We start from the raw sequence: 21,485 nt of genomic DNA, 5'->3' as shown, positions 1-21,485 counted from the left end.
ATCTATTTAGAAGCTCTGCCCGATGACGTTAAGCAAAGCCATGTTGTTCTTTGTATTTTGACTGGGTAGAGATTAGGACAGCTGAAAAAACTAGAAAAGGATTAAAAAGTTATATGATATGAACTTGTACTGAGCAAAAAGAGAATAACGGGGCAAATGATGCGCATTCGCCCCCTTGAGTTTATTACTTTTTGAACTCTGCAACCCACATTGCGGTAGCACCACAGACGGCAACAGGCATCACAATAAGATTTAGAATAGGGATTGTCGTAAAAATACTAACCAAGGCACCAAATGAATACGCTTTGCCTTGTTTTTGTTTCAAATTGTTACGCATGTCGTTGAAGCTTATCTTGTGATTATCGAACGGGTAATCACAATACTGAATGGCCAATATCCAAGCCGTAAAAGCAAACCAAAGAAAGGGGCCAATAGTTTGACCGAGCGCAGGGATTAGCAGCAGTAAAAAAAGCCCGATTGCTTTTGGCAATACGTAGACGAGCTTTCGCCATTCACGAGCGAGGATTCTTGGTGTGTCCTTTATAGTGGAGAGCAAGCCATCCTCGTTCACTTTTTGTTGAGTTAAGTGTTCTTCAACTTTTTCAGCCAGCAAGCCGTTAAACGGTGCCGCAACAAAGTTTGCTAGGGTGCTAAAGAAATAAGAGAACGTCGCCAGTATGGTGAGAACCAATAACGGCCACAATAAGTAGCTAAGCCAAGACAGAAACTCAGGAAGCTGACCAATGAGGTGTTCGATCCAAACGTCTAAATGCGAAAAAAGATAAAAAAGCGCACCGCCGACTAGAATAACATTGGCCAAAAGTGGCAGTAGCACGAACTGTCGAATGCCAGGTCGCATGGCGAGATTGAGGCCATAGAAAAAGTAACCAAATCCACTGCGTTGGTGTTGAGAGTAATCCATAGTTGAGTGTCACTTACTGTTTTAAAAACGAACGTTGGCTATCTTAACAAGAAAAAAGCGTGTTCAAAATCACAACATTCTCGGAACTTCTAACATTAAGTTGTTCTAAAACAGGGTGGAGTTTTGGTAGAGTTACTGAAGTTTAGATATAACCCAATTCAATATTGATGCCCCTAGGCGTTTTTATTGAAGAATTGAGAGCTAAAAATGCAGGAACTGCGATTCGTACTGATAATTGTTGGAGCTTTAGCGATTGCCGCTTTATTGTTCCACGGTTTGTGGACAAGCAAAAAAGAAGGGTCGACAAAGTTTGGCAATAAGCCAATGCGTAAGCTAGATGTCGAAGGTGATGAAGAGTCGGACGTATTGCCTGAGCGAGGCTTTGCACCTGAAGATGACTTTGAAATTATCCGCAAGGAACGTAAAGAGCCTGAGTTCGCGCCAGAACCTGTGTTGGCTGACCCATTGATTGATAGCTATCAAGACGAGGTGGATACGACACCCCAAACCCGTCACCTCGATGAGACAGAGTTGGACGTCCCTTCTATTTCTACTCAATCACTTGATGAGGTTGAAGACAGCCTTGAACCAGTGACGAATGTTGAGCCTGAAGTCGAATCGACGCCTAGCCCCGCAGATTCGGAGCCACAAAGTGAACCAGAAATGGAAGTGATTGTACTGAACGTTCACTGCGCTGGTGATGAACCATTTGTCGGAACCAAACTTTTTGACAGCATGCAGCAAAATGGTTTGCTTTACGGAGAGATGGATATTTTCCATCGTCATTCTGATTTGTCAGGCACCGGAAAAGTGCTATTCAGTGTCGCCAATATGATGCAGCCTGGAACGCTGAAGCATGATGATCCCGCTGAGTTTACGACCAAAGGTATCTCTTTCTTTATGACGCTACCTTGTTACGGTGAGCCGGATCAAAACTTCAAGTTGATGCTGAAAACAGCGCAACAGATTGCTGATGATTTAGGTGCCAATGTGCTTGATGATGCCCGTAACCTAATGACACCTAATCGTATCGATGGGTACAAAGCGCAAATTCAGAAGTTTAAATCGGCAACCACTGCTTAGAATAGCTATTTGCTTTCTGTAAAGGCTCCGATTCGGGGCCTTTATTACTTCTGGCGTGCTCAAGATGATTGATAACGTTAGCATGCCTCGCCATACTAGATGGCCAAACATTTCACCGCTTTGCAATGCGGTACGTGATTCCAACCTATTTATAATCAGAGTTAGTTATGTCGCAACAGATTCAAGAAAAACTCAATCAGTTACGTGAGAGCCTGCATTATCACGGTATTAAGTACTACGTCGAGGATGCTCCGGAAATCCCCGACGCGGAATACGACCGTTTGATGAGAGAGTTGATTGAGCTAGAAGCGCAAAACCCTGATCTGATCTCAGTTGATTCTCCAAGTCAGCGAGTGGGGGGAGCTCCGTTGGATGGTTTTACCCCTGTGGCTCACGAAATCCCGATGCTGTCTCTCGATAATGCTTTTGATGATGATGAATTGAACGCTTTCCACAAGCGTATGCTGGACCGCGTAGCGGGCAGCTCGGTTGAGGCATTTTGTTGTGAGCCTAAACTTGATGGTCTTGCGGTGAGCTTACTCTATGAAAATGGCGTTTTGGTCCAAGCGGCGACTCGAGGTGATGGCGCAACAGGTGAAAACATCACAGAAAACGTGCGAACCATTAAAGCGATTCCTTTGAAACTATGTGGTGAAGGATGGCCAGCGCGTATTGAAGTGCGTGGTGAAGTTTTTATGCCTAAGGCAGGGTTTGAAAAGCTCAACGAACACGCTTTGAAAAAAGGTGAAAAAGTGTTTGTGAACCCGCGTAACGCCGCTGCGGGCAGCTTACGTCAGCTCGATTCTAGAATTACTGCGAAACGACCGCTTAGCTTTTATGCGTACAGTGTGGGCGTGGTTGAAGGCGCGGCATTGTCCAAAAGTCACTATGAGCGTTTTTTGCAGTTGAAATCTTGGGGGTTACCAATGTGCCCTGAGACTCGTCAGGTTGAGAGCTTGGATGATGTTAAAGCTTACTACAAAGACATATTGCAGCGTCGTGACCAACTCGCCTACGAAATTGACGGCGTGGTTATCAAAGTAGATTCGATTGAACTTCAAGAGCGCCTTGGTTTTGTTGCGAGAGCGCCTCGCTGGGCCATTGCGTATAAATTTCCTGCGCAAGAAGAAATTACTCTACTGAACGATGTCGAGTTTCAAGTCGGTCGTACAGGCGCAATAACACCAGTGGCGAAACTGGAGCCAGTGTTTGTAGGTGGTGTGACGGTAAGTAATGCCACGCTGCACAATGCGGATGAAATTGCTCGCCTAGGCGTAAATATTGGAGACAGTGTCGTAATACGCCGAGCGGGTGACGTTATCCCACAGATAGTTTCTGTCGTGGCTGAGCGTCGTCCTGATGACGCGAGAGAGATTGTGTTCCCTTCTCAGTGCCCTGTGTGTGATTCGCAAGTAGAGCGCGTTGAGGGTGAGGCTGTTGCACGATGCTCGGGTGGTCTTGTCTGTCAGGCGCAACGCAAAGAAGCGTTGAAGCATTTTGTTTCGCGAAAAGCGTTGGACGTTGATGGACTAGGGGTCAAAGTCATCGAGCAGTTGGTAGACCGAGAGATGGTCGAGACACCTGCTGATTTATTCAAGCTCTCGGCGGGAATTATTACTGTGCTCGACCGTATGGGGCCGAAGTCTGCACAGAATGTGGTTGATGCTCTGGCAAAAGCAAAAGAGACCACATTGGCACGCTTTTTATACTCGCTGGGTATTCGTGAAGTTGGCGAAGCGACGGCTGCAAATTTGGCGCTGCACTTTAAAACGCTTGATGCGATTAAAGCGGCAAGTCATGAGCAGTTGATTGCGGTTCCTGATATTGGCGATATTGTGGCGAGTCACATCACGGCCTTTTTTGCCCAAGATAACAACCAGAATGTTATTGACGATTTAATTGCACAGGGAATATGTTGGCCTGATATTGAAGAGAAAGGCGAGGATGTTCCTCAGCCACTTGCTGGAAAAACAGTGGTATTAACAGGTAGCCTATCTCAGTTGTCTCGAAATGATGCCAAAGCGGCTCTACAAAATTTAGGAGCAAAAGTGACTGGCGGTGTGTCGAAAAAAACAGACATTCTTTTCGCTGGCGAAAATGCGGGCTCAAAGTTGTCGAAGGCTCAAGAATTGGGCGTGGAAATTCGAACTGAGCAGGATCTTATTGACCTGTTATAAATATGAAAAATAACGTGAAAGCCACCATTAGGTGGCTTTTTTTTGTCTTGAAATAACTAGTGTCTGAGCCTTTTAAAAATGAGATTTATCGTCAGTGATCATCTTCAAATAAAATTAAATTCGAGCTTCTAACTTAATAAAGTGCGATGCACTTCAATATGATTTTAGTTATTTTTATTTTTAATTCATTGTATTTAAAGTGCTTTTTGTTTTATTGAGTCTTTCGTTCTGTTTAATGGAGATCACGATCACTAAGGCTATAAAAATTTGTAGCGGGTCATATTTTTTTAGATGAAAAGAAAGTTCTCATTGATGTTTTGCTTCGCGAAGTTAGTCTAAGTGCATGGATACACAGTGTGTATGCAGGAAATAGAAAATCAAAGATTAAGGTTAATTTGCGGTTTTCAACATAGGAAATGAGTTCTCCCTTCGGCGGCCAACTTAAGGTGAGAAAAAAGAAAAAACAGCTATATCCATTTTTAGGAGTTTTTCCATGGACAAAATGTTTAAAGTATCTGCAATTACAGCAGCACTAGTAGGAGCAATCGCAGCGGCTCCGGCTATGGCTAACCAAGATAACTTGGGCCCAGATTACGCAGGTGCGGTTTCACAATTTTTCGGTGAGTCAGCAATCAGCGGTAACGTGAACTTCTTCATGCGTGATCGTGTTCGCGGCAATGTGAACGCAAATGGTTCTGATACTGAAAAAACTACAAACTTAGACCACGGTTCTGTGTTTGCAAACCTTGGCTTTAATTCTGGTTACGTTGCTGACACTGTGGGTGCAGACTTTGTTATCTACAGCACATTCGATATGTGGCAAAACGGTGGCCCAGACCATGAAATGAATTTCTGGAACGTAAACAATCCTTACGACAAAGTAGCGGAAACAGGTTGTTCAGGAACTTGGGATGCAGATTGTACTGACAATGGAGTCTCGTTTGCTACTGCAGCAGCGAAATTCAAGTTTGGTGATATGGCTACCGCTAAGCTAGGTTACTTCCAACCTTCTGTACCAAGCTCTCTAGGCGTTAACTGGTCTTTTGCTCCTGGTACATACCTAGGTGGTGAAGTGGGCGCGAAAGTGGGTGGTTTCGACCTTGGTCTAGTTGTTGCTGAAGAGTACAAAGCTCCTTGGTTCAAGCGTACTTACACTTTCCAAACGACTGATGGCGAAGATGCTGGTGCATTATACTCTCTAGGTGGTCGTTACACGTTCGATAACGATATTCTTGTTGATGTTGGTTACGGTGCATTGACTGGTGGTGAGCGTAAGAACTTCCACGTCAAAGTTAAAGGCACTACTGACGGCGGCGTTTACTGGTCTCCACAACTATACATCGTAGATGATGAAGAGCAGTACGACAGCACTGCATTCCAGCTAGCAATGCTGACTTCTTTCGCTTCAGGCCAATACTCTTACCGTGCGGAAGCAACATACACGTCAGCTGAGTCTAATGTTGATGGCGCATCAGGTAATATGGCTTATCGCCTAACTAGCCAATACGGTGGCTCAAATGGTGCATACGACATCTGGTGGAACAACCGTTCTGACTTTAACCACGACGGCGAATTCGCAGGTTTCCTATCTGCATCTCGTGACTTCTCTGATATCGGCGGTAAAGGCTTTAGCGCAGGTGTAAGTGGTGCATTTGGTTTCGGTGCAGAAGCTGAAGGCTACAAAGACCTTAAAGAGTACGCTTACAGCTTCTTTGCGAACTATGCAATCCAAGCTGGTGCTCTGAAAGATGCGAACATCTCGTTCTACTACACTGAGTACTTCAACGATACAGATGCTCCAAACTGGGCTGGTTACACTAACTTGTTCCAAGACGAGACTGATTTCAAACTTATGCTAACTATTCCTTTCGCAGTTAAGTAATAAGTATCTGAACCAGTAATCGAATCTACTGTCTAAAAGCTGAGCGTAATGCTCAGCTTTTTTCGTTTCAATCCGGAGGCTAAAATGACAAAAATATGGTTTGTTGCCATTGTACTTATCGCATTACAAGCATGTACTAGCCAACCAAAAACAGCTGCAGAGTATTGGTATGGTCAGGGCGAACGTTTCGGTTCTCGGGGGTTCCAATATGATAATGATGTGCTTGCTGATTTAAAGGAAAAAGTCTCTTTCGATCAAGTGGCTTATGAAAGCGGATATAAGGCGGGCAAAGAAATCTATTGTGATCCTTTTAAAGCCTTTGAGAAAGGGATTGCAGGGACGCGATACACGAATCAGTGTGACGGGCAACCTCAAGAAGTAATGATTAAAGCTGAGTGGCAAAGAGGGTGGGACGCTTTCTTGGGGGCGGACTTTTACAAGTTTTAGTAAACCTAGGCTACGAAGCCAATATAGAATTTAGCTTCGTAGCGTTTCCAGCGTGTTAATTGGACTCTCCTCCATATGCTTTACATAACTCACGTGGAAGATGTTTGACGCTTCCGTCGCTAAACGTGCAATCAATGCCTGCACCAAAGACATGCCCAGCATTTTGAGATGCGTGAGATAGAACCGGACTTATTGCTAATGTTGCAGCGAACAAAATTGATACGAATTTCATAACAGACCTCTAGTTAATTAGTTTAGTAGAGCAAGGTTCGTCAATAAGTATGGTGAGAATTCAGTTAAGATCAAAAATAATTGAAAAATTCAATTTTTTCGACAATAAATAACCTAGTAACTCTGCTGCGAACTACGCTCTAAGTTCATGAAATAATCTGTTTGGAAAGGGTAGGTGGTATTCTGTCTTGCTCGTTGGGGGAAAATATAGCGCACTTAATTTGTGCTGATTTCGTTGTAAGTTTTTCTTAGTAGAGTAAAAACGAAAAAAGCGAGGCATTTTGCCGCGCTTTTTACGTTTAGCGGGTTTAAAAACTCAATTCTTTTGCTTAATGGTAAGCACGATTCCATCTACATCGGTAACTACAACTTGGGTGCCTGCTTGCAGAGGGGTCTCTGATCTGGCAGTCCAAGTCGTATCTCCTAGCTTGATTCGACCTTTCCCTGAAGGAAAGTCTTCACTGAGTGTAACGACTTCACCGATTAGCTGCTTTTCTTTTTGGTTGAGCTGGCGTCGTGAATCACTGCGTTTGTCCTGTGATAACTGCCTACGCCACCATAACCAAGTCGTGATTAAAGAGAAAGCTCCGAATGAGGTCCATTGAAGTTGCCAACTCATCGGCACAACCGTTAAAACAGCACCAACAATTAATGCTGACAAACCCAGCCAGAGGAAATATCCTGCGGTACCGAGCAGTTCAACTGCGAGAAGTGCCAGACCAAATGCCAACCAGTGCCAATGATTAATTGAATCAAGTAACTCGAACAAAATCGCCTCTACTTATCTTGTTTAGACTGATGCTTGAACATCTCCGCAATACCAGCCACTGAGCCCATCAAACCGGATGCTTCAAGAGGAAGCATGATGATCTTACCGTTTTCAGCTTGCCCAATGGATTTAAGTGCATCGGTATAGCCCTGTGCGATAAAGTAGTTCACCGCTTGCATATCACCTTTTGAAATTGCCTCAGAAACCATCGCGGTTGCTTTCGCTTCTGCTTCTGCTGCGCGTTCACGAGCTTCTGCTTGAAGTATAGCGGCTTGCTTATCCCCTTCCGCTTTTAATATCTCGGACTGCTTGTGGCCTTCCGCTTTAAGGATTTCAGCTTGTCGAACGCCTTCCGCTTCCAAAATATCAGCACGCTTATTACGCTCTGCTTTCATTTGTGCATTCATCGCAGCAGTGAGGTCTGCTGGGGGCTGAACATCTTTGATTTCAATTCGAGTCACTTTCACGCCCCAAGGGTTTGTCGCATCGTCAACAATGGTCAATAAGCGACTGTTTATGAGGTCACGCTGGCTCAGCATTTCATCAAGCTCCATGGAGCCTAATACGGTACGAATGTTGGTGAGTGTTAAATTTCGGATGGCATGTTCTAAGTCATTTACTTCATAGGCCGCTTTTGGTGCGTCAATGACTTGAACAAAACACACGGCGTCGATAGTCACGTTCGCGTTGTCTTTTGAAATGACCTCTTGCGCTGGAATATCGAGAACCCGCTCCATCATATTGATCTTATGACCAATTCCATCGATGAAAGGGATAATCATATTGAGGCCGGGACGAAGTGTATGCGTATAGCGCCCAAAGCGTTCCACCGTCCAATTGTTGCCCTGAGGGACCGTTTTCACGGCAGCAATGATGAGTGCAATGATAACGAAGAGCAGTACACCGATGGTAATCAACGAATCAATAGCCATTTTGAGTTCCTTATATCAGTATCTATGTCGATTGTTGCCTATTTAACCACTTGAAACAATGACAGAAATGAGAACTAAAGCTAAGTTTCGATAGAATAAAAGCCGGATAAACCGGCTTTAACTGCATGATTTAGAAGGTGCTAATGGACGGCTAGTAAAGAATGGAGTAGAGCTGTCGACGGTATTTCCCCGCAATTGGGTTACCTTGTCCAAGCGCCGCTAAAATATCCATAAATGATTTTTTGACTTCACCATCGAGCGCATTGAGGTTGGTTTTTAGGTAACTCCAAAGCAACTCTAGAGCCTCTTCATCACGGTTCACTTGGTGGTAGGCGAGTGCTAATTTGTTTGCGATGTCTGTATCCTCAGGCGCTTGACTAAGAGACGCTTCTAACGATTGGATCTCTGGGCTATTCGCCGCTTGAGCGTGCAGCTCTAGTTTAGCGATGAGGCCTTTGTAGAAATTGTCTTGATACTCAAGTGGGATATGTTCAAGTAGCGATTTCGCTTGGTCAAATTTCTGGGTTTCTAGATAACAACTGGCCAACGCGAGTTTCACGTCACCTTTTTGTTTAACGGTGTCATCTAAACCTTCTAGCAAAGGTAAAGCTTGTGCGTGGTCACCGGCTTGGATGAGTTCGCTTGCTTGCTTTAGGATCATTTCATCTTGACTAGGTAGATGCTTGGTAAGCATCTCTTTAATGGTTTCAATAGCTTGAGGTCCGCCCATGCCATCAACGGCTTGGCCATTAACGAACAGTGCGATGGTTGGAATGGCTTGAACGCCAAACTGGCTCGCTATCACTTGCTCTTGTTCGCAGTTAAGCAACGCGAGTGTAAAGGCACCGTTGTATTGCTGAGCAAGCATCTGCAGATCAGGGATCACTTGAGCACTTTCTTGGCTCATTGGTGCCCAGAAATGCACCAGTACGGGAGTTTGCATTGAGCCTTCAAGCACTTGGCGGAAGTTCTGTTCATTAAGCTCGACAATAAATGGTGATTGCATGTAAAGAGTCCTTGCACTTTGTTCGTACAAAGAAAGATATGGGCGCAGCAGAGAGACTTCAAGGCAAGGGGCTGAATAATACAAAAACACCGCCAATTTGGCGGTGTTTTTGCGACTAAATAGCAAGCGAAGGTGTTTATAGAACGATAAACAGAGTTAGCGCAACACCCACACCGATCCAGTTGAGTTGGTTAAGTGTCATGTTATTTTACCGAATGTAACGCTTTAATTATGTGGAAGAGCAATCTTCAGTGACTAAGATAACGTCCAATTATTACGATAAAATTACATCGACTCGTTATTTTTTATGCTGCTCGTCGCAATATCTGATCGAGCACTCGGGTTGGTAGTAGACGCTTTAACAAGGCGAAGACTTTTGTGGGGGTCGTAACGCGATAGCGTATCTTGGGAGTTGATGCTTCCAGCGCATGAATGAGCGGAGCAACACAAGATTCGGCTGGCAGCACAAATGCGTTGTTGGACGATTCGTTTTCAAGCCTTTGCAATTGAGATTGATATTCTGCTTTATGGTAACTGTTCTCGGTATCTACCCATTTAAGAAAGGCATTCTTCGCATTGGCTCTGAATTGAGTTTCAATTGGCCCCGGTTCTATCAGACTAATGTGAATATTTGTCTCACAAAGCTCTAATCTCAAGGTATCGGTCCAACCTTCTAAAGCAAACTTGGAGGCATTGTAAGCGCCACGATATTTCATGGCTGCAAATCCTAGTACAGAACTATTTTGTACAATGCGTCCGTGACCTTGTTTACGCATGATAGGTAATACTTGAGTTACCAACTCATGCCAACCAAAGAAATTCGTTTCAAACTGAGTTCTTAGCGCTTGCGTGGGTAAATCTTCTAGGGCTCCCGGTTGCCCATATGCGCCATTGTTAAATAGAGCGTCTAGCTTGCCGCCTGTTATCGCTAACGCCGCTTGCAGACCATTAGAGATGCTCTCGCTGTTGGATAGGTCGAGTTGTACACAATGGAGTCCTTCCTCTTTTAGCCGTTGTACATCTTTTTGCTGTCGGCATAACGCAATCACTTGGTATCCACGTTGATGTAATGCGTGAGCACAAACGTACCCGATTCCAGTCGAACATCCGGTGATTAAAATGGTCTTCATCAGTTTCTCTTACTCTACTTATCCTTGATCTTGGATAGAGTAAAAGATTAGTCATGATGTTGTAACAAGTTTTTCAACGCGGGTTCAATTCGTGAGTAACTGAAGCGAAAGCCGAGTTCTGTCAGCTTTTTGGGTTTTGCCCTAAGGCTATCAAACAGAAGCGTTGAGCTTTCTCCCATCGCTAGCTTGAGCACCCATTTCGGCGTAAACAAAAAATGAGGGCGATTTAACGACTTGGCAAGTGTTTTACTAAACTGGGCGTTGGTGACAGGGTGAGGGGCGCAGAGGTTGAACTCTCCGTCTGCGTGTTCTGTTTTCAGTAAATAGACGATGGCTCTCACCATGTCCAACATGTGTATCCATGGCATGTACTGCTTGCCACTACCAATAGGGCCACCTAATCCGCACTTGTAAGGCAGCAGCATTTTGTTTAACGCCCCACCTTCAGGTGCCAGTACGATCCCAGTGCGTAAGATACACACTCGGGTTGACGCGGAGCGAGCACGGTTTGCGATGGTCTCCCATTTGGCGCATACGTGGTGAGGAAAACTGTCATTATGGACATGCAGTGCTTCATCAAACGGATGCTCCTGTTGATCGCCGTAGTAGCCGACTGCAGAGCCGCTGATAAACACTGATGGTGGAGATGTGCTCGCGTGAATGAGATCAACGATTTTTTCAGTTAACGTCCAACGGCTATCACAAATCTCTTGTTTCTGCTTTTTACTCCAACGCTTATCGGCAATCGGTTCTCCAGCAAGGTTAATGACGGCATCAAACTCATTCAAATCGTGGTAGGCATCGAGGTTCGATATATAAGAGACATTTCCCATATCAGCGAAATAGACAATGGATTTTGCAGTTTGTGGCGAGCGAGTGAGTAACACTACATCGTGCGTGGTGAAGTGTTTAAGTAACTCTTTGCCAATAAAACCTGTACCACCGGTTAGTAGTATTTTCATCCATATCTCCTTTTCCTCCTATGCTGACCAATAGGAACGCCATTTTTTACTAATTCTAATAATTATAGCGAGTTAGCACAAAATAGGATCACCAATTGATGCGGCACAACGATTATCACAAAATTAACATTTTGTTACGTTTATTGATTTCCGCGTAATGTAAGTCACACCAAAGCACGGTTTCATTTGCCATCATTGATGAAAGATTCGGGATAGGGATTCATGATGGAAGCAATGACAGCGCTAATTAAAGCGTTTCTTGGAAGTTTGAGAGATTTACTTCCCATAATTGCAGTGATTGCTTTTTTTCAGCTACTGGTTCTTCAAGAGCCGTTGCCAAACTTGTTGTCTATTTTGGTTGGGCTGCTGTTGGTTGTTTCAGGTTTGACGCTATTTATATTTGGCCTTGAGATGGGGTTGTTTCCAATTGGTGAGTCCATGGCTCAGTCGTTCGCTCGCAAGGGCAGCGTTTTTTGGCTTATGTTGTTCGCCTTTTGCCTTGGTTTTGGCACAACTGTCGCAGAGCCCGCATTGACAGCGGTCGCCGATGAAGCGGCTGAAGTTGCCGCAGAAGGCGGAATGATAGAGCATAGCCCCAATGCGATGGAGCAGTATGCAGACGGCTTGCGATTTACTGTGGCTTTGTCCGTGGGTTTCGCGATTATGCTTGGCGTACTTCGCATCTTAAAAGGTTGGTCGATTCAATACATGATCATCGGCGGCTACATTGGTGTCGTTGTTCTCACTATGTTTGCGCCAGAAAGTATTATCGGGGTGGCATATGACTCAGGGGGCGTCACGACATCGACCATTACAGTCCCTTTGGTGACGGCATTGGGAGTAGGGCTTGCCTCTGCTATCAAAGGGCGTAACCCCATGATTGACGGCTTTGGCTTGATTGCGTTTGCCTCCCTGTTACCGATGATGTTTGTCATGATCTATGGAATGGTGATCGCATGATAGATGTTTCCCAGTTTATCGACACCTTCATCGGTACGGTTCGCGATGTATTTCCGATCGCCACCATCATCTTTGGTTTTCAATTTGTGGTTTTGCGCAAGCCCGTCAACAACCTCGCTAAAGTGCTTTTGGGCTTTCTCTATGTGATCTTGGGGTTGTCTCTGTTTCTTATTGGGCTTGAGATGGCACTATTTCCACTTGGCGAAACCATGGCAGTGCAGCTGACAGCGCCCGAATTTTTGTCTCAGTTTAAGATATCAGAGAGTAGCGGCGTTAGTTGGCCTGACTATTACTGGGTCTACTTGTTTGCCTTTTGTATAGGCTTTAGTACCACGATTGCCGAGCCGTCACTTATTGCTGTCGCCATCAAGGCGAATCAAGTGTCTGGTGGGGCGATTAGTGTTAATGGCTTGCGGATCGCGGTGGCGCTTGGCGTGGCCATCGGGATTTCTCTTGGCAGTTATCGTATTGTCGCGGGGGATCCTATCCATTACTACATTATTGCTGGTTACATCGTGGTTGTGATTCAAACCTTCTATGCCCCTAAATTTATCGTGCCACTGGCTTATGATTCTGGCGGCGTAACAACGTCCACTGTCACGGTTCCTTTAGTTGCCGCTCTTGGGTTGGGGTTGGCATCGACGGTTCCGGGGCGAAGTCCTATGATTGATGGTTTTGGCTTGATTGCCTTTGCCAGCCTTTTTCCAATGATTTCCGTGATGGGCTATGCCCAGTTAACTCGTCGACTGGATCAAAAGTCGGTGAAAGAGGAGAGCGATGATGCGCTTTAAATTGATTCTAGCTTTTGTTGAAGACAGTAAAACCGACAAGGTTTTGGATGCGGCGAGAGATGCCGGAGCGACAGGAGCAACGGTGATTAATAATGCCAGAGGAGAGGGGTTGAATAAGAAGCGCACCTTCTTTGGTTTAACGCTAGAAGTGCAAAGAGATGTGTTGCTGTTTGTGGTCGAAGAGCATTTGTCTCGGCATATTCTTGAAACAATCAACGATGTGGGGGAGTTCGATCAGGAGTCAGGGCAAGGTATTGCAGTCCAGATTGATATAGAAGACGCGGTCGGTGTCGCACATCAAGTCGAGCAATTAACAAAAGTGGTTGAGGATGAGTTATGAGTAGTCATGAGAAGATCCGAGTTAGAGATGTAATGGCAAGCAATTATGTCATGATTGACGGCCTCAGGACGGTAAGTGAAGGCATTGATTTAGCCAGAGAACATCGGGTTAAGGCGCTGGTGGTCAATAAGCGAAATGATGATGACGAATACGGTTTGGTATTGATGAACGACATTGCGAAAAAAGTATTGGCAAAGAACCGCTCACCGGAAAGAACCAACCTATACGAAATCATGACAAAGCCTGCGCTCAGCGTCTCTCCAGACATGAATGTGAAGTATTGTGCAAGGCTGTTTGAGCGATTTGGCATTAGCCGCGCGCCTGTGATTGATAACGGTGAAGTCATCGGCATGGTCAGCTACAACAACATTGTGATTAACGGCATGGCTAGGATGACGGAGAACCGCTAATTACGTACAATGCCCTCATTATTTTTGAGGAGACTGTGTTGTGAAGCTGTTTTTTGCCTCTGATTTGCATGGCTGTTTGCCTGCAACTGATAAGATGTTAGTGGAGTTTGAACGTTCTGGTGCACAAACTTTGGTTCTGTTGGGTGATGTATTGAATCATGGCCCAAGGAACCCTGTTCCGGAAGGGTACAATCCACCACAAGTTGCACAGCGATTAAACCAGTTTGCAGATCGTATTATCGCTGTGCGCGGTAACTGTGATAGTGAAGTGGATCAAATGCTACTCTCGTTTCCGATGATGATGGACTATGCATGGGTGCTTCTCGAGTCGGGGCAACGCCTGTTTCTGACTCACGGACACCTTTATAACGCAGCGAAACGCCCAGCATTGCGCAGTGGTGACGCAATCGTCCATGGCCATAGCCACGTTCCTGTTGCGATGCGAGATGGCGAGCAATTTATTTTTAATCCAGGTTCAGTGACGTTTCCTCGTGAAGGGTATGTGGCGAGCTTTGGGTTGTTGGAGAACGATACGCTCTCTGTTGTCGCTTTTGGCGGAGAAAAAATCGCGTCGGTATCGTTGCGCTGATGTTGATTAAGGCAGCGTTGGGCTGCCTTATTTACTGTCTGAGTGACCTAAATCTCGCTCGGGATCGATAAGGTCTCGAACTCGCTGCTTTAACACTTTGGCTTCTGGAAAGCCGCCATCTCGTTTCCTCTCCCAAATCAACTGGCCATTGCAGTGGATCTCGAACCGACCGCCAGTATCGGGATGGAGAGAGACGGATTCGATCTCTTCACTGAATGTATGCAGCAACTCCTGTGACAGCCATGTCGATCTCAACATCCAGTTACACTGGCGGCAATAAAATATGTCGATAATGGCTTTGTCCATCTCTCTCTCCATCTAAAGTAGTAATTTGATGCCTATGGCAAACGTCAACAGCTCGAAGCACACTTTAATAAACTGATTGCTATAGCGAGTTGTTAAATAGGCTCCCAAGCTACCGCCGGCAAAAGAGCCGAGCAGCAGTACAGGCAGCCAAGGCCAATATATTGGTGCACCAGCCTGAACAATGGCCAGTCCGCCAACCCCATTCCAAAACAAACCGACACAGATTAAGGTCAGTGCAACGGCTTGTTTGTAGCTGTAGCCAAACCAACGCACCAGAAATATGGTTACCAATAGGCCTGACCCAGCGGTTAATGAGCCATTGATTATGCCAATGATCATTAATCCTATTCCACCTATAAACCAACCTGTCCGGGTTCGATGAATCGGCGTTTCTTGCTGGCCAAGCTGCTTCTTGAACCGTGAATAAATACCAATCGCCAATATCATCACCCCGAGGAGTGTCTCGGCGATGTCTGTGGGAATCAAAAGGACGATGTTTGCTCCGATGACGGCCCCAATGCTGCCAACAGCAACAACATACAGGGCGACACGGTAGTCAAAAGTACGGTTTCTTATGTGGGTAAAAGCCGCGCCGATACCCAGTGCTACGCTAGCCACTTTATGTGTTGCTAAAGCTACGGAGAATGGGAGCCCCAAAAATATCAGTAGAGGAAATTGCAGTAAACCCGCGCCTCCACCAGAGAGTGAGGCAAGTGTATTGGCGAGAAAAGAGCCCCAAAAAAGGCCAAAGGTGTTTATCCAGTCCATTAGGTTTACACAAAAAGGGGCGTCCTGCCCCTTGGTTGGTTGTTAGTTTGAGAAAAGAACTGTGGAGCCGTGGCTCAAGCTGGTCAATAGTAGTGTTTTATTATTGACGATGTCGATACGTCTGCTTTGCTGGGCGTCCATTTTGAAAAGCTGAGTAATAAGCTCTAGCTGCTGCGGCGTGAACTCTTTGCTTTGAGCGGCAGAGATGTCTTTAAACTCTATTGGATTCACCAACAAATAGTTGTCACTGATATCCCACTCTCCGGTTTCAGAAATATTGATCACGACGTCGTTTTCTTCTATGTCGCTATCGTCTGCAAACAGGCGAACGGTTGAAACGCGAATGTAAGTTTGGTTAGGCAGGTACTTCACATTAGACGTCACATCCGCTTTTCGCAGAGGTCCAACAGACTCTTCTTGTTGCTCTTGAAGCGGCGTTGCAATCACGGTCACCATTTTTGACTGCCATTCTTTAGAAGTCAGAACTTGTTCAACTTTGAGGTCGCTTCCCCAATAGAGCCAACTGCTAAAAAGAGCGGAAACAACCAGTAGGCCTGCGGCTAATTTTTGATTCATCGTCATATATCCTATTGGCAAACTTTACCGAGATCTTTTTGTTCAGCGAAAATACGCAGTGTGATGTTTTCACCTGAATGTTCAAGTGAGTGAATGTAATTCAACACCAACTGGTTGTTTTGACCACCAGTTGCAATCACTTCAATCGGTGCAAGTGCTTCTGTATGAGTCTCGTTGTATCTTTTGACACATTGCTCAATCGACGGATACCAACTGGTTAGGTCAGGATGGTTAATTGGCGTCTTTATCGTGGTGTTGTCAAACACGGCAATTTGGCGGAATTTGGACTCTGCAGGGTTGGTCAGTAATACCACGCTGAGTGGCAAAAACAGCGCCAATAGGATGACAATACGACTGATGAGTTTGCTTTTCGGTGTCACTGCAGGCGCAGTTGCCGCAGGAGGCGTGACACTGTTTTCTTCCGTAACGGTTAGACTCTCTTGAAGCGTTGACTCTTCAACCGCTTCTAAACCAACGTCTGTTGACTCTGGAGGGAGAGTTTCGGCTTGGTTTTCGCCACTCATCAACGGAGTGGTTCGCTCGACACTTGTGATCAATTGGTAGCCGCGTTTTGGCACGGTTTTCACATACTGAGGAGATTTAGTCGAGTCTTTTAGCAGTTTACGCAGTGTGGATATCGCCTGAGTTAGGCTCGAGTCATCCACTTCAAAACCTTGTCTGCGCCATACAAAGTCATGCAGGTCGTTACGAGAGATCACTTCATTGGGTTTCTCGCACAGTAGAAGCAAGATTCTACTTTCGTTACTGCCTAAGCGAATGAGCTCGTCTTCACACTCTCTATCGATAAGAGAATTAGTATTTGGATCGAACGTGAATCGGTTCGCTAAATTGAACTTAGTACCTATATTGCTCATCAATTTCGGCCATTATTATTGAAGTTTCAGGTAAGTAATTTCACCGTTGGGGCGGTGTACAAGTCGAGAGTATGACTGATTTTTAGTTTTTTTGATTTTTTCGGGGTACAAGGATAGTCAAGTTTGAAGTAAAAAAACACTGTTTTTATCTATTTTGACCTTGAATTTACATTTGTCACCCTCATGTTAACTTGCAGATTAACTTTGTCAAAACCTCTCCAAGACCGAGAGGGTTGATTGGTATAGGTGTAATGGAGCGAACATGAGCGAAACAGCAACACAAAACAAAGAAACTCGTGGTTTTCAATCTGAAGTCAAACAGTTACTTCACCTGATGATTCATTCTCTTTACTCAAACAAAGAGATTTTCCTACGTGAGTTGATTTCTAACGCATCGGATGCATCCGACAAGCTGCGTTTTCAAGCCTTGTCTAACCCTGAGCTTTACCAAGGTGATGCAGACCTAGGCGTAAAGCTGTCTTTTGATGAAGATGCTAATACGCTAACCATCTCTGACAACGGCATCGGCATGAGCCGTGAAGACGTGATTGAACATTTGGGCACAATTGCTAAATCTGGTACGGCGGAGTTCTTCTCAAAGCTGTCTGAAGACCAATCGAAAGACTCGCAACTTATCGGTCAATTCGGTGTTGGTTTTTACTCAGCGTTCATCGTTGCGGATGCGGTAACTGTCCGCACTCGCGCTGCAGGTTTAGAGGCTGAGCAAGGTGTTCAGTGGCACTCGGCGGGTGAAGGTGAATACACCATCGAAGATATTTCCAAAGCGTCTCGTGGTACTGACATCATCCTGCACATGCGCGAAGAGGGCAAAGAGTTCCTTAATGAGTGGCGCCTACGTGAAGTGATCAGCAAATACTCAGATCACATTGGTATCCCGGTTTCGATTCAAACAGCAGAGCGCGATGATGAAGGAAAAGAAACGGGTGAGAAAAAGTGGGAGCAAATCAACAAGGCTCAAGCGCTTTGGACTCGCAACAAGTCAGACATTACCGACGAAGAATACCAAGAGTTTTATAAGCATGTTTCCCATGATTTTGCCGATCCGCTAGTGTGGAGCCACAACCGCGTAGAAGGTAAAAACGACTACACGAGCCTACTGTACATCCCATCGAAAGCCCCGTGGGATATGATGAACCGTGATCATAAATCGGGCCTTAAATTGTACGTTCAGCGCGTATTTATCATGGACGACGCTGAGCAGTTTATGCCGTCATACTTGCGTTTTGTTCGTGGTTTGATTGATTCAAACGATCTACCGCTGAACGTTTCGCGTGAGATTCTGCAAGACAACAAAGTCACACAGTCGTTACGTAACGCGTGTACTAAGCGCGTACTGACGATGCTAGAGCGTATGGCGAAGAATGATGAAGAGAAGTATCAATCATTCTGGAAAGAGTTCGGGCTTGTACTAAAAGAAGGTCCAGCAGAAGACATGGCCAACAAAGAAAAAGTGGCTGGTCTACTGCGTTTCGCTTCTACAGAGGTAGACTCTGCTGAGCAAACCGTGAGCCTTTCGTCTTATGTTGAGCGCATGAAAGAAGGTCAAGACAAGATCTACTACCTCACAGCAGACAGTTACGCGGCGGCGAAGAATAGTCCTCACTTGGAGCAATTCAAAGCCAAAGGCATCGAAGTGGTTCTAATGTTTGATCGCATCGATGAGTGGTTGATGAACTACCTGACTGAGTTTGACGGCAAGCAGTTCCAGTCGATCACGAAAGCGGGTCTTGATCTCAGCAAGTTCGAAGACGAAGCGGAAAAAGAAAAGCAGAAAGAGACGGAAGAAGAGTTTAAATCTGTTGTGGAACGCACGAAAGCGTACTTGGGCGATCGCGTGAAAGAAGTTCGTACGACGTTCAAGCTTGCGTCAACACCAGCTGTGGTTGTCACCGATGACTTTGAAATGGGAACGCAGATGGCGAAGCTTCTTGAAGCTGCAGGTCAAGCAGCCCCAGAAGTGAAGTACATTTTCGAGATTAACCCAGAGCATGCGCTGGTTAAGCAAATGGCGGACGAAGCGGATGAAGAGGCCTTTGGTCGTTGGGTGGAAGTGCTACTTGGTCAAGCAATGCTCGCTGAGCGTGGCTCGATGGCCGATCCATCTCAGTTCTTAGGTGCAATCAACTCGCTTTTGACTAAGGGCTAACACGCTAAAATCAATGAAAAGCTCGCAACTTGCGGGCTTTTTAATTTATTTGCGCTTATCGTGAATAAAACGCTTATAAATCGCCATTAAGTGTGAGTGTTTAAGCATTCTTTAGTCTAAATTCACGCTTCGACAAAGTATTGTATGATAGAATGCAATCTTGAAACGAAGCGAACGGGCGTGTAATGTGCACGCCTGTTTTATTGTTAAACGTTTGAACCGTTATACCGAAACTTACCTTGAAGCGTGACAAAGTCAGTCATAGTGAGCTTCGGTATAAATCATCATTTTCTTAAGAGGATTCAACATGCGCATCATTCTTCTAGGTGCTCCAGGTGCAGGTAAAGGCACACAAGCTAATTTCATCATGGAAAAATACGGTATTCCGCAAATCTCTACTGGTGACATGCTGCGTGCTGCTATCAAAGCAGGTACAGAACTTGGCAAACAAGCTAAAGCTGTAATCGACGCTGGTCAGCTAGTTTCTGATGAAATTATCCTTGGTCTAATCAAAGAGCGTATCGCTCAAGATGACTGTGAAAAAGGTTTCTTGCTAGATGGCTTCCCACGCACAATCCCTCAGGCTGATGGTCTAAAAGAGATGGGCGTTGATGTAGACTACGTGATTGAATTCGATGTCGCTGATGACGTGATTGTTGAACGTATGGCGGGTCGTCGTGCTCACTTGGCTTCAGGCCGTACTTACCACATTGTTTACAACCCACCTAAAGTGGAAGGTAAAGATGACGTGACTGGCGAAGATCTTGTTGTTCGTGATGACGACAAAGAAGAAACTGTTCGCGCTCGTCTAGGTGTATACCACGAGCAAACTGCTCCACTTATCAACTACTACGGTAAAGAAGCAGAAGCAGGTAACACCAAGTACTTGAAATTCGACGGTACTAAGCAAGTTGCAGAAGTAAGTGCAGATATCGAGAAAGCACTAGCATAAATTGCTAACCGCGATTTTTGAAAATTTGTTATAGTGAAGGCGGCCCAATAGGGTCGCTTTTTTTTGCTTATTAGGTTGATCTTTAACGATCTTCTTTCCGTAAAGAACCATTTAAGTGTAGATAGGAAGTTATGCAGAACAATAAAAAACAAGGTGTGCTGTTGGTCAATTTAGGCACGCCAGATGAACCTACAGCTCCTGCAGTGAAACGCTTTTTAAGTCAGTTTTTGCATGACCATCGTGTGGTTGATATGACTCGTTGGTTGTGGTGTCCGATTCTGCACGGTGTGATATTGCCAATACGCTCACCAAAAGTTGCGAAACTGTACCAAACGGTTTGGATGGACGAGGGTTCTCCTTTGATGGTTTATTCCCAACGTCAGGCTAGTAAGCTAGAAAAGCAACTCGATATGCCTGTGGAGCTTGGGATGACTTATGGAAATCCAAGTTTGCAGACTGGCGTTGAAGCTTTGCTTGCGCGCGGCGTAGAGGAAATCACGGTATTGCCACTCTACCCGCAATATTCTGGAACAACCACGGCTGCGGTTTCCGATGGCTTAACCAAAGCGTTCAAGGCCATTCCGGTTATGCCTCAGTACCGATTTGTTCGTGATTATCATGACCATCCTTTATACATCAAGGCACTGGCGGAGAGCGTAAAGCGTTCGTGGGAGAAAAATGGCCAAGGGGATTACTTGCTATGCTCTTATCACGGCATTCCGAAGCGCTATGCTGACAACGGAGATATTTATCCTCAGCACTGTGAGCGCACGACAGAGCTACTCGGGAAAGAGCTAGGTCTAAGCAGTGAACAAATTGGTATGACCTACCAGTCACGTTTTGGGCGAGAAGAGTGGTTGCAGCCTTATACCGATAAAACATTGGAGAAGCTTCCTGCCAAAGGTGTTAAGAAGCTCGATATCATGGCACCAGCGTTTTCTTCGGATTGCTTAGAAACGCTAGAAGAGATTTCGGAACAATGTTTGGAGATTTTTACCGAACATGGTGGCGAGCGCTTTACTTATATTCCATGTCTGAATGATGATGATCGACATATTGAGATGATGTCAGATTTAGTCTCACGCTAATTCTATTGTTATCAACGAGAAGCTGCCTAAAAGGCAGCTTTTTTTGTTATTGAGCCGTCTAGATACGTTGAAATGTCTGTCCAAGTCCAAATTAACGCGCCAAATCAGCTATTGATAGACGT

General features: G+C 45.3%; 22 protein-coding genes. 12 read left to right on the top strand and 10 right to left on the bottom strand.

Going from position 1 to position 21,485, the window contains the following annotated elements:
• Window positions 1–184 precede the first annotated feature (184 nt).
• Window positions 185–922: a sulfate transporter CysZ gene (gene cysZ, locus OH458_RS02825; RefSeq protein ID WP_269977197.1), complete on the bottom strand. Its 738-nt coding sequence runs from the start codon at window positions 920–922 to the stop codon at window positions 185–187.
• 207 nt (window positions 923–1,129) lie between these two features.
• Between cysZ and zipA the strand changes: the two genes are divergently transcribed.
• The 4 genes from zipA (at window position 1,130) to OH458_RS02805 (ending at window position 6,511) form a co-directional block, all read left to right on the top strand.
• On the top strand, window positions 1,130–2,005 hold the full coding sequence (gene zipA, locus OH458_RS02820; protein WP_038215514.1) for a cell division protein ZipA: 876 nt from the start codon (window positions 1,130–1,132) through the stop codon (window positions 2,003–2,005).
• A 167-nt stretch (window positions 2,006–2,172) separates the two neighbouring features.
• Entirely contained in the window at window positions 2,173–4,182 is a 2,010-nt protein-coding gene (gene ligA / locus OH458_RS02815) for an NAD-dependent DNA ligase LigA (RefSeq protein ID WP_269977196.1), read from the top strand.
• A gap of 493 nt (window positions 4,183–4,675) precedes the next feature.
• Window positions 4,676–6,064 (top strand): multidrug transporter, encoded by a 1,389-nt coding sequence (locus tag OH458_RS02810; protein ID WP_269977195.1) that lies wholly within the window; start codon window positions 4,676–4,678, stop codon window positions 6,062–6,064.
• A gap of 84 nt (window positions 6,065–6,148) precedes the next feature.
• Window positions 6,149–6,511 carry a DUF2799 domain-containing protein gene (locus OH458_RS02805; protein WP_269977194.1) on the top strand — a complete coding sequence of 121 codons (363 nt, stop codon included), beginning with the start codon at window positions 6,149–6,151 and terminating at the stop codon, window positions 6,509–6,511.
• Window positions 6,512–7,058: 547 nt separating this feature from the next.
• Here the strand turns inward: OH458_RS02805 and OH458_RS02800 are convergent.
• The 5 genes from OH458_RS02800 to OH458_RS02780 form a co-directional block, all read right to left on the bottom strand.
• Window positions 7,059–7,511, bottom strand: coding sequence for an NfeD family protein (locus OH458_RS02800; RefSeq protein WP_005474709.1), 453 nt, complete (start codon window positions 7,509–7,511; stop codon window positions 7,059–7,061).
• 8 nt (window positions 7,512–7,519) lie between these two features.
• On the bottom strand, window positions 7,520–8,443 hold the full coding sequence (locus OH458_RS02795) for an SPFH domain-containing protein (RefSeq protein ID WP_269977193.1): 924 nt from the start codon (window positions 8,441–8,443) through the stop codon (window positions 7,520–7,522).
• Between the two features lie 151 nt (window positions 8,444–8,594).
• Entirely contained in the window at window positions 8,595–9,449 is an 855-nt protein-coding gene (locus OH458_RS02790) for a thioredoxin family protein (RefSeq protein ID WP_269977192.1), read from the bottom strand.
• 305 nt (window positions 9,450–9,754) lie between these two features.
• A complete protein-coding gene (locus OH458_RS02785; protein WP_269977395.1) occupies window positions 9,755–10,582 on the bottom strand; it encodes an SDR family oxidoreductase in 828 nt (275 codons plus the stop codon).
• Between the two features lie 44 nt (window positions 10,583–10,626).
• Window positions 10,627–11,541, bottom strand: a complete 915-nt coding sequence (locus OH458_RS02780; RefSeq protein ID WP_269977191.1) for a TIGR01777 family oxidoreductase — start codon at window positions 11,539–11,541, stop codon at window positions 10,627–10,629.
• 225 nt (window positions 11,542–11,766) lie between these two features.
• Here OH458_RS02780 and OH458_RS02775 point away from each other — a divergent pair, with 225 nt between their 5' ends.
• From OH458_RS02775 to yfcE, 5 genes are read left to right on the top strand one after another with little or no spacing between them, the layout of a single operon-like run.
• Window positions 11,767–12,501 carry a DUF1538 domain-containing protein gene (locus OH458_RS02775; protein ID WP_269977190.1) on the top strand — a complete coding sequence of 245 codons (735 nt, stop codon included), beginning with the start codon at window positions 11,767–11,769 and terminating at the stop codon, window positions 12,499–12,501.
• Window positions 12,498–13,292 (top strand): DUF1538 domain-containing protein, encoded by a 795-nt coding sequence (locus tag OH458_RS02770; protein WP_005474773.1) that lies wholly within the window; start codon window positions 12,498–12,500, stop codon window positions 13,290–13,292. Before OH458_RS02775 ends, OH458_RS02770 begins: the two co-directional genes overlap by 4 nt.
• Window positions 13,282–13,632, top strand: a complete 351-nt coding sequence (locus OH458_RS02765; RefSeq protein ID WP_005474733.1) for a P-II family nitrogen regulator — start codon at window positions 13,282–13,284, stop codon at window positions 13,630–13,632. Before OH458_RS02770 ends, OH458_RS02765 begins: the two co-directional genes overlap by 11 nt.
• Window positions 13,629–14,042, top strand: a complete 414-nt coding sequence (locus OH458_RS02760) for a CBS domain-containing protein (RefSeq protein WP_269977189.1) — start codon at window positions 13,629–13,631, stop codon at window positions 14,040–14,042. The genes OH458_RS02765 and OH458_RS02760 overlap by 4 nt, the downstream gene beginning before the upstream one ends.
• A 40-nt stretch (window positions 14,043–14,082) precedes the next feature.
• Window positions 14,083–14,631 carry a phosphodiesterase gene (gene yfcE, locus OH458_RS02755; RefSeq protein WP_269977188.1) on the top strand — a complete coding sequence of 183 codons (549 nt, stop codon included), beginning with the start codon at window positions 14,083–14,085 and terminating at the stop codon, window positions 14,629–14,631.
• A 27-nt stretch (window positions 14,632–14,658) separates the two neighbouring features.
• On the opposite strand, the gene OH458_RS02750 is transcribed toward yfcE, so the two are convergent.
• From OH458_RS02750 to OH458_RS02735, 4 genes are read right to left on the bottom strand one after another with little or no spacing between them, the layout of a single operon-like run.
• Window positions 14,659–14,937 (bottom strand): SelT/SelW/SelH family protein, encoded by a 279-nt coding sequence (locus OH458_RS02750; RefSeq protein WP_005474717.1) that lies wholly within the window; start codon window positions 14,935–14,937, stop codon window positions 14,659–14,661.
• A 12-nt stretch (window positions 14,938–14,949) separates the two neighbouring features.
• The gene (locus OH458_RS02745) at window positions 14,950–15,705 is read right to left on the bottom strand and encodes a sulfite exporter TauE/SafE family protein (protein WP_269977187.1); all 756 of its coding nucleotides are present in this window, start codon (window positions 15,703–15,705) and stop codon (window positions 14,950–14,952) included.
• Between the two features lie 42 nt (window positions 15,706–15,747).
• Entirely contained in the window at window positions 15,748–16,281 is a 534-nt protein-coding gene (locus OH458_RS02740; protein ID WP_005474725.1) for a regulatory protein ToxS, read from the bottom strand.
• Between the two features lie 11 nt (window positions 16,282–16,292).
• Window positions 16,293–17,156, bottom strand: coding sequence for a winged helix-turn-helix domain-containing protein (locus OH458_RS02735; RefSeq protein WP_269977186.1), 864 nt, complete (start codon window positions 17,154–17,156; stop codon window positions 16,293–16,295).
• Window positions 17,157–17,418: 262 nt separating this feature from the next.
• Between OH458_RS02735 and htpG the strand changes: the two genes are divergently transcribed.
• From htpG to hemH, 3 genes are all read left to right on the top strand, one after another.
• Window positions 17,419–19,323, top strand: coding sequence for a molecular chaperone HtpG (htpG, locus tag OH458_RS02730; RefSeq protein ID WP_269977185.1), 1,905 nt, complete (start codon window positions 17,419–17,421; stop codon window positions 19,321–19,323).
• A gap of 307 nt (window positions 19,324–19,630) precedes the next feature.
• Entirely contained in the window at window positions 19,631–20,275 is a 645-nt protein-coding gene (gene adk, locus OH458_RS02725; protein WP_005474729.1) for an adenylate kinase, read from the top strand.
• 131 nt (window positions 20,276–20,406) lie between these two features.
• Window positions 20,407–21,363, top strand: a complete 957-nt coding sequence (gene hemH, locus OH458_RS02720) for a ferrochelatase (protein WP_269977184.1) — start codon at window positions 20,407–20,409, stop codon at window positions 21,361–21,363.
• The last annotated feature ends 122 nt before the right edge of the window (window positions 21,364–21,485 follow it).

Origin of the sequence: Vibrio sp. MarTm2, assembly GCF_027587055.1 — a bacterium.
Taxonomy (GTDB): Bacteria; Pseudomonadota; Gammaproteobacteria; order Enterobacterales; family Vibrionaceae; genus Vibrio; species Vibrio sinaloensis_D.
The sequence above is the reverse complement of the archived record's forward strand: the minus strand, read 5'-3'. Positions and strand labels throughout refer to the sequence as shown.

Excerpts from the sequence above, each read along its gene's own strand:
- cysZ (WP_269977197.1), bottom strand. The coding sequence starts at position 922 with ATGGATTACTCTCAACACCAACGCAGTGGATTTGGTTACTTTTTCTAT.
- zipA (WP_038215514.1), top strand. The coding sequence starts at position 1,130 with ATGCAGGAACTGCGATTCGTACTGATAATTGTTGGAGCTTTAGCGATT.
- ligA (WP_269977196.1), top strand. The coding sequence starts at position 2,173 with ATGTCGCAACAGATTCAAGAAAAACTCAATCAGTTACGTGAGAGCCTG.
- OH458_RS02810 (WP_269977195.1), top strand. The coding sequence starts at position 4,676 with ATGGACAAAATGTTTAAAGTATCTGCAATTACAGCAGCACTAGTAGGA.
- OH458_RS02805 (WP_269977194.1), top strand. The coding sequence starts at position 6,149 with ATGACAAAAATATGGTTTGTTGCCATTGTACTTATCGCATTACAAGCA.
- OH458_RS02795 (WP_269977193.1), bottom strand. The coding sequence starts at position 8,443 with ATGGCTATTGATTCGTTGATTACCATCGGTGTACTGCTCTTCGTTATC.
- OH458_RS02790 (WP_269977192.1), bottom strand. The coding sequence starts at position 9,449 with ATGCAATCACCATTTATTGTCGAGCTTAATGAACAGAACTTCCGCCAA.
- OH458_RS02780 (WP_269977191.1), bottom strand. The coding sequence starts at position 11,541 with ATGAAAATACTACTAACCGGTGGTACAGGTTTTATTGGCAAAGAGTTA.
- OH458_RS02775 (WP_269977190.1), top strand. The coding sequence starts at position 11,767 with ATGGAAGCAATGACAGCGCTAATTAAAGCGTTTCTTGGAAGTTTGAGA.
- OH458_RS02770 (WP_005474773.1), top strand. The coding sequence starts at position 12,498 with ATGATAGATGTTTCCCAGTTTATCGACACCTTCATCGGTACGGTTCGC.
- OH458_RS02765 (WP_005474733.1), top strand. The coding sequence starts at position 13,282 with ATGCGCTTTAAATTGATTCTAGCTTTTGTTGAAGACAGTAAAACCGAC.
- OH458_RS02760 (WP_269977189.1), top strand. The coding sequence starts at position 13,629 with ATGAGTAGTCATGAGAAGATCCGAGTTAGAGATGTAATGGCAAGCAAT.
- OH458_RS02750 (WP_005474717.1), bottom strand. The coding sequence starts at position 14,937 with ATGGACAAAGCCATTATCGACATATTTTATTGCCGCCAGTGTAACTGG.
- OH458_RS02745 (WP_269977187.1), bottom strand. The coding sequence starts at position 15,705 with ATGGACTGGATAAACACCTTTGGCCTTTTTTGGGGCTCTTTTCTCGCC.
- OH458_RS02740 (WP_005474725.1), bottom strand. The coding sequence starts at position 16,281 with ATGAATCAAAAATTAGCCGCAGGCCTACTGGTTGTTTCCGCTCTTTTT.
- OH458_RS02735 (WP_269977186.1), bottom strand. The coding sequence starts at position 17,156 with ATGAGCAATATAGGTACTAAGTTCAATTTAGCGAACCGATTCACGTTC.
- htpG (WP_269977185.1), top strand. The coding sequence starts at position 17,419 with ATGAGCGAAACAGCAACACAAAACAAAGAAACTCGTGGTTTTCAATCT.
- adk (WP_005474729.1), top strand. The coding sequence starts at position 19,631 with ATGCGCATCATTCTTCTAGGTGCTCCAGGTGCAGGTAAAGGCACACAA.
- hemH (WP_269977184.1), top strand. The coding sequence starts at position 20,407 with ATGCAGAACAATAAAAAACAAGGTGTGCTGTTGGTCAATTTAGGCACG.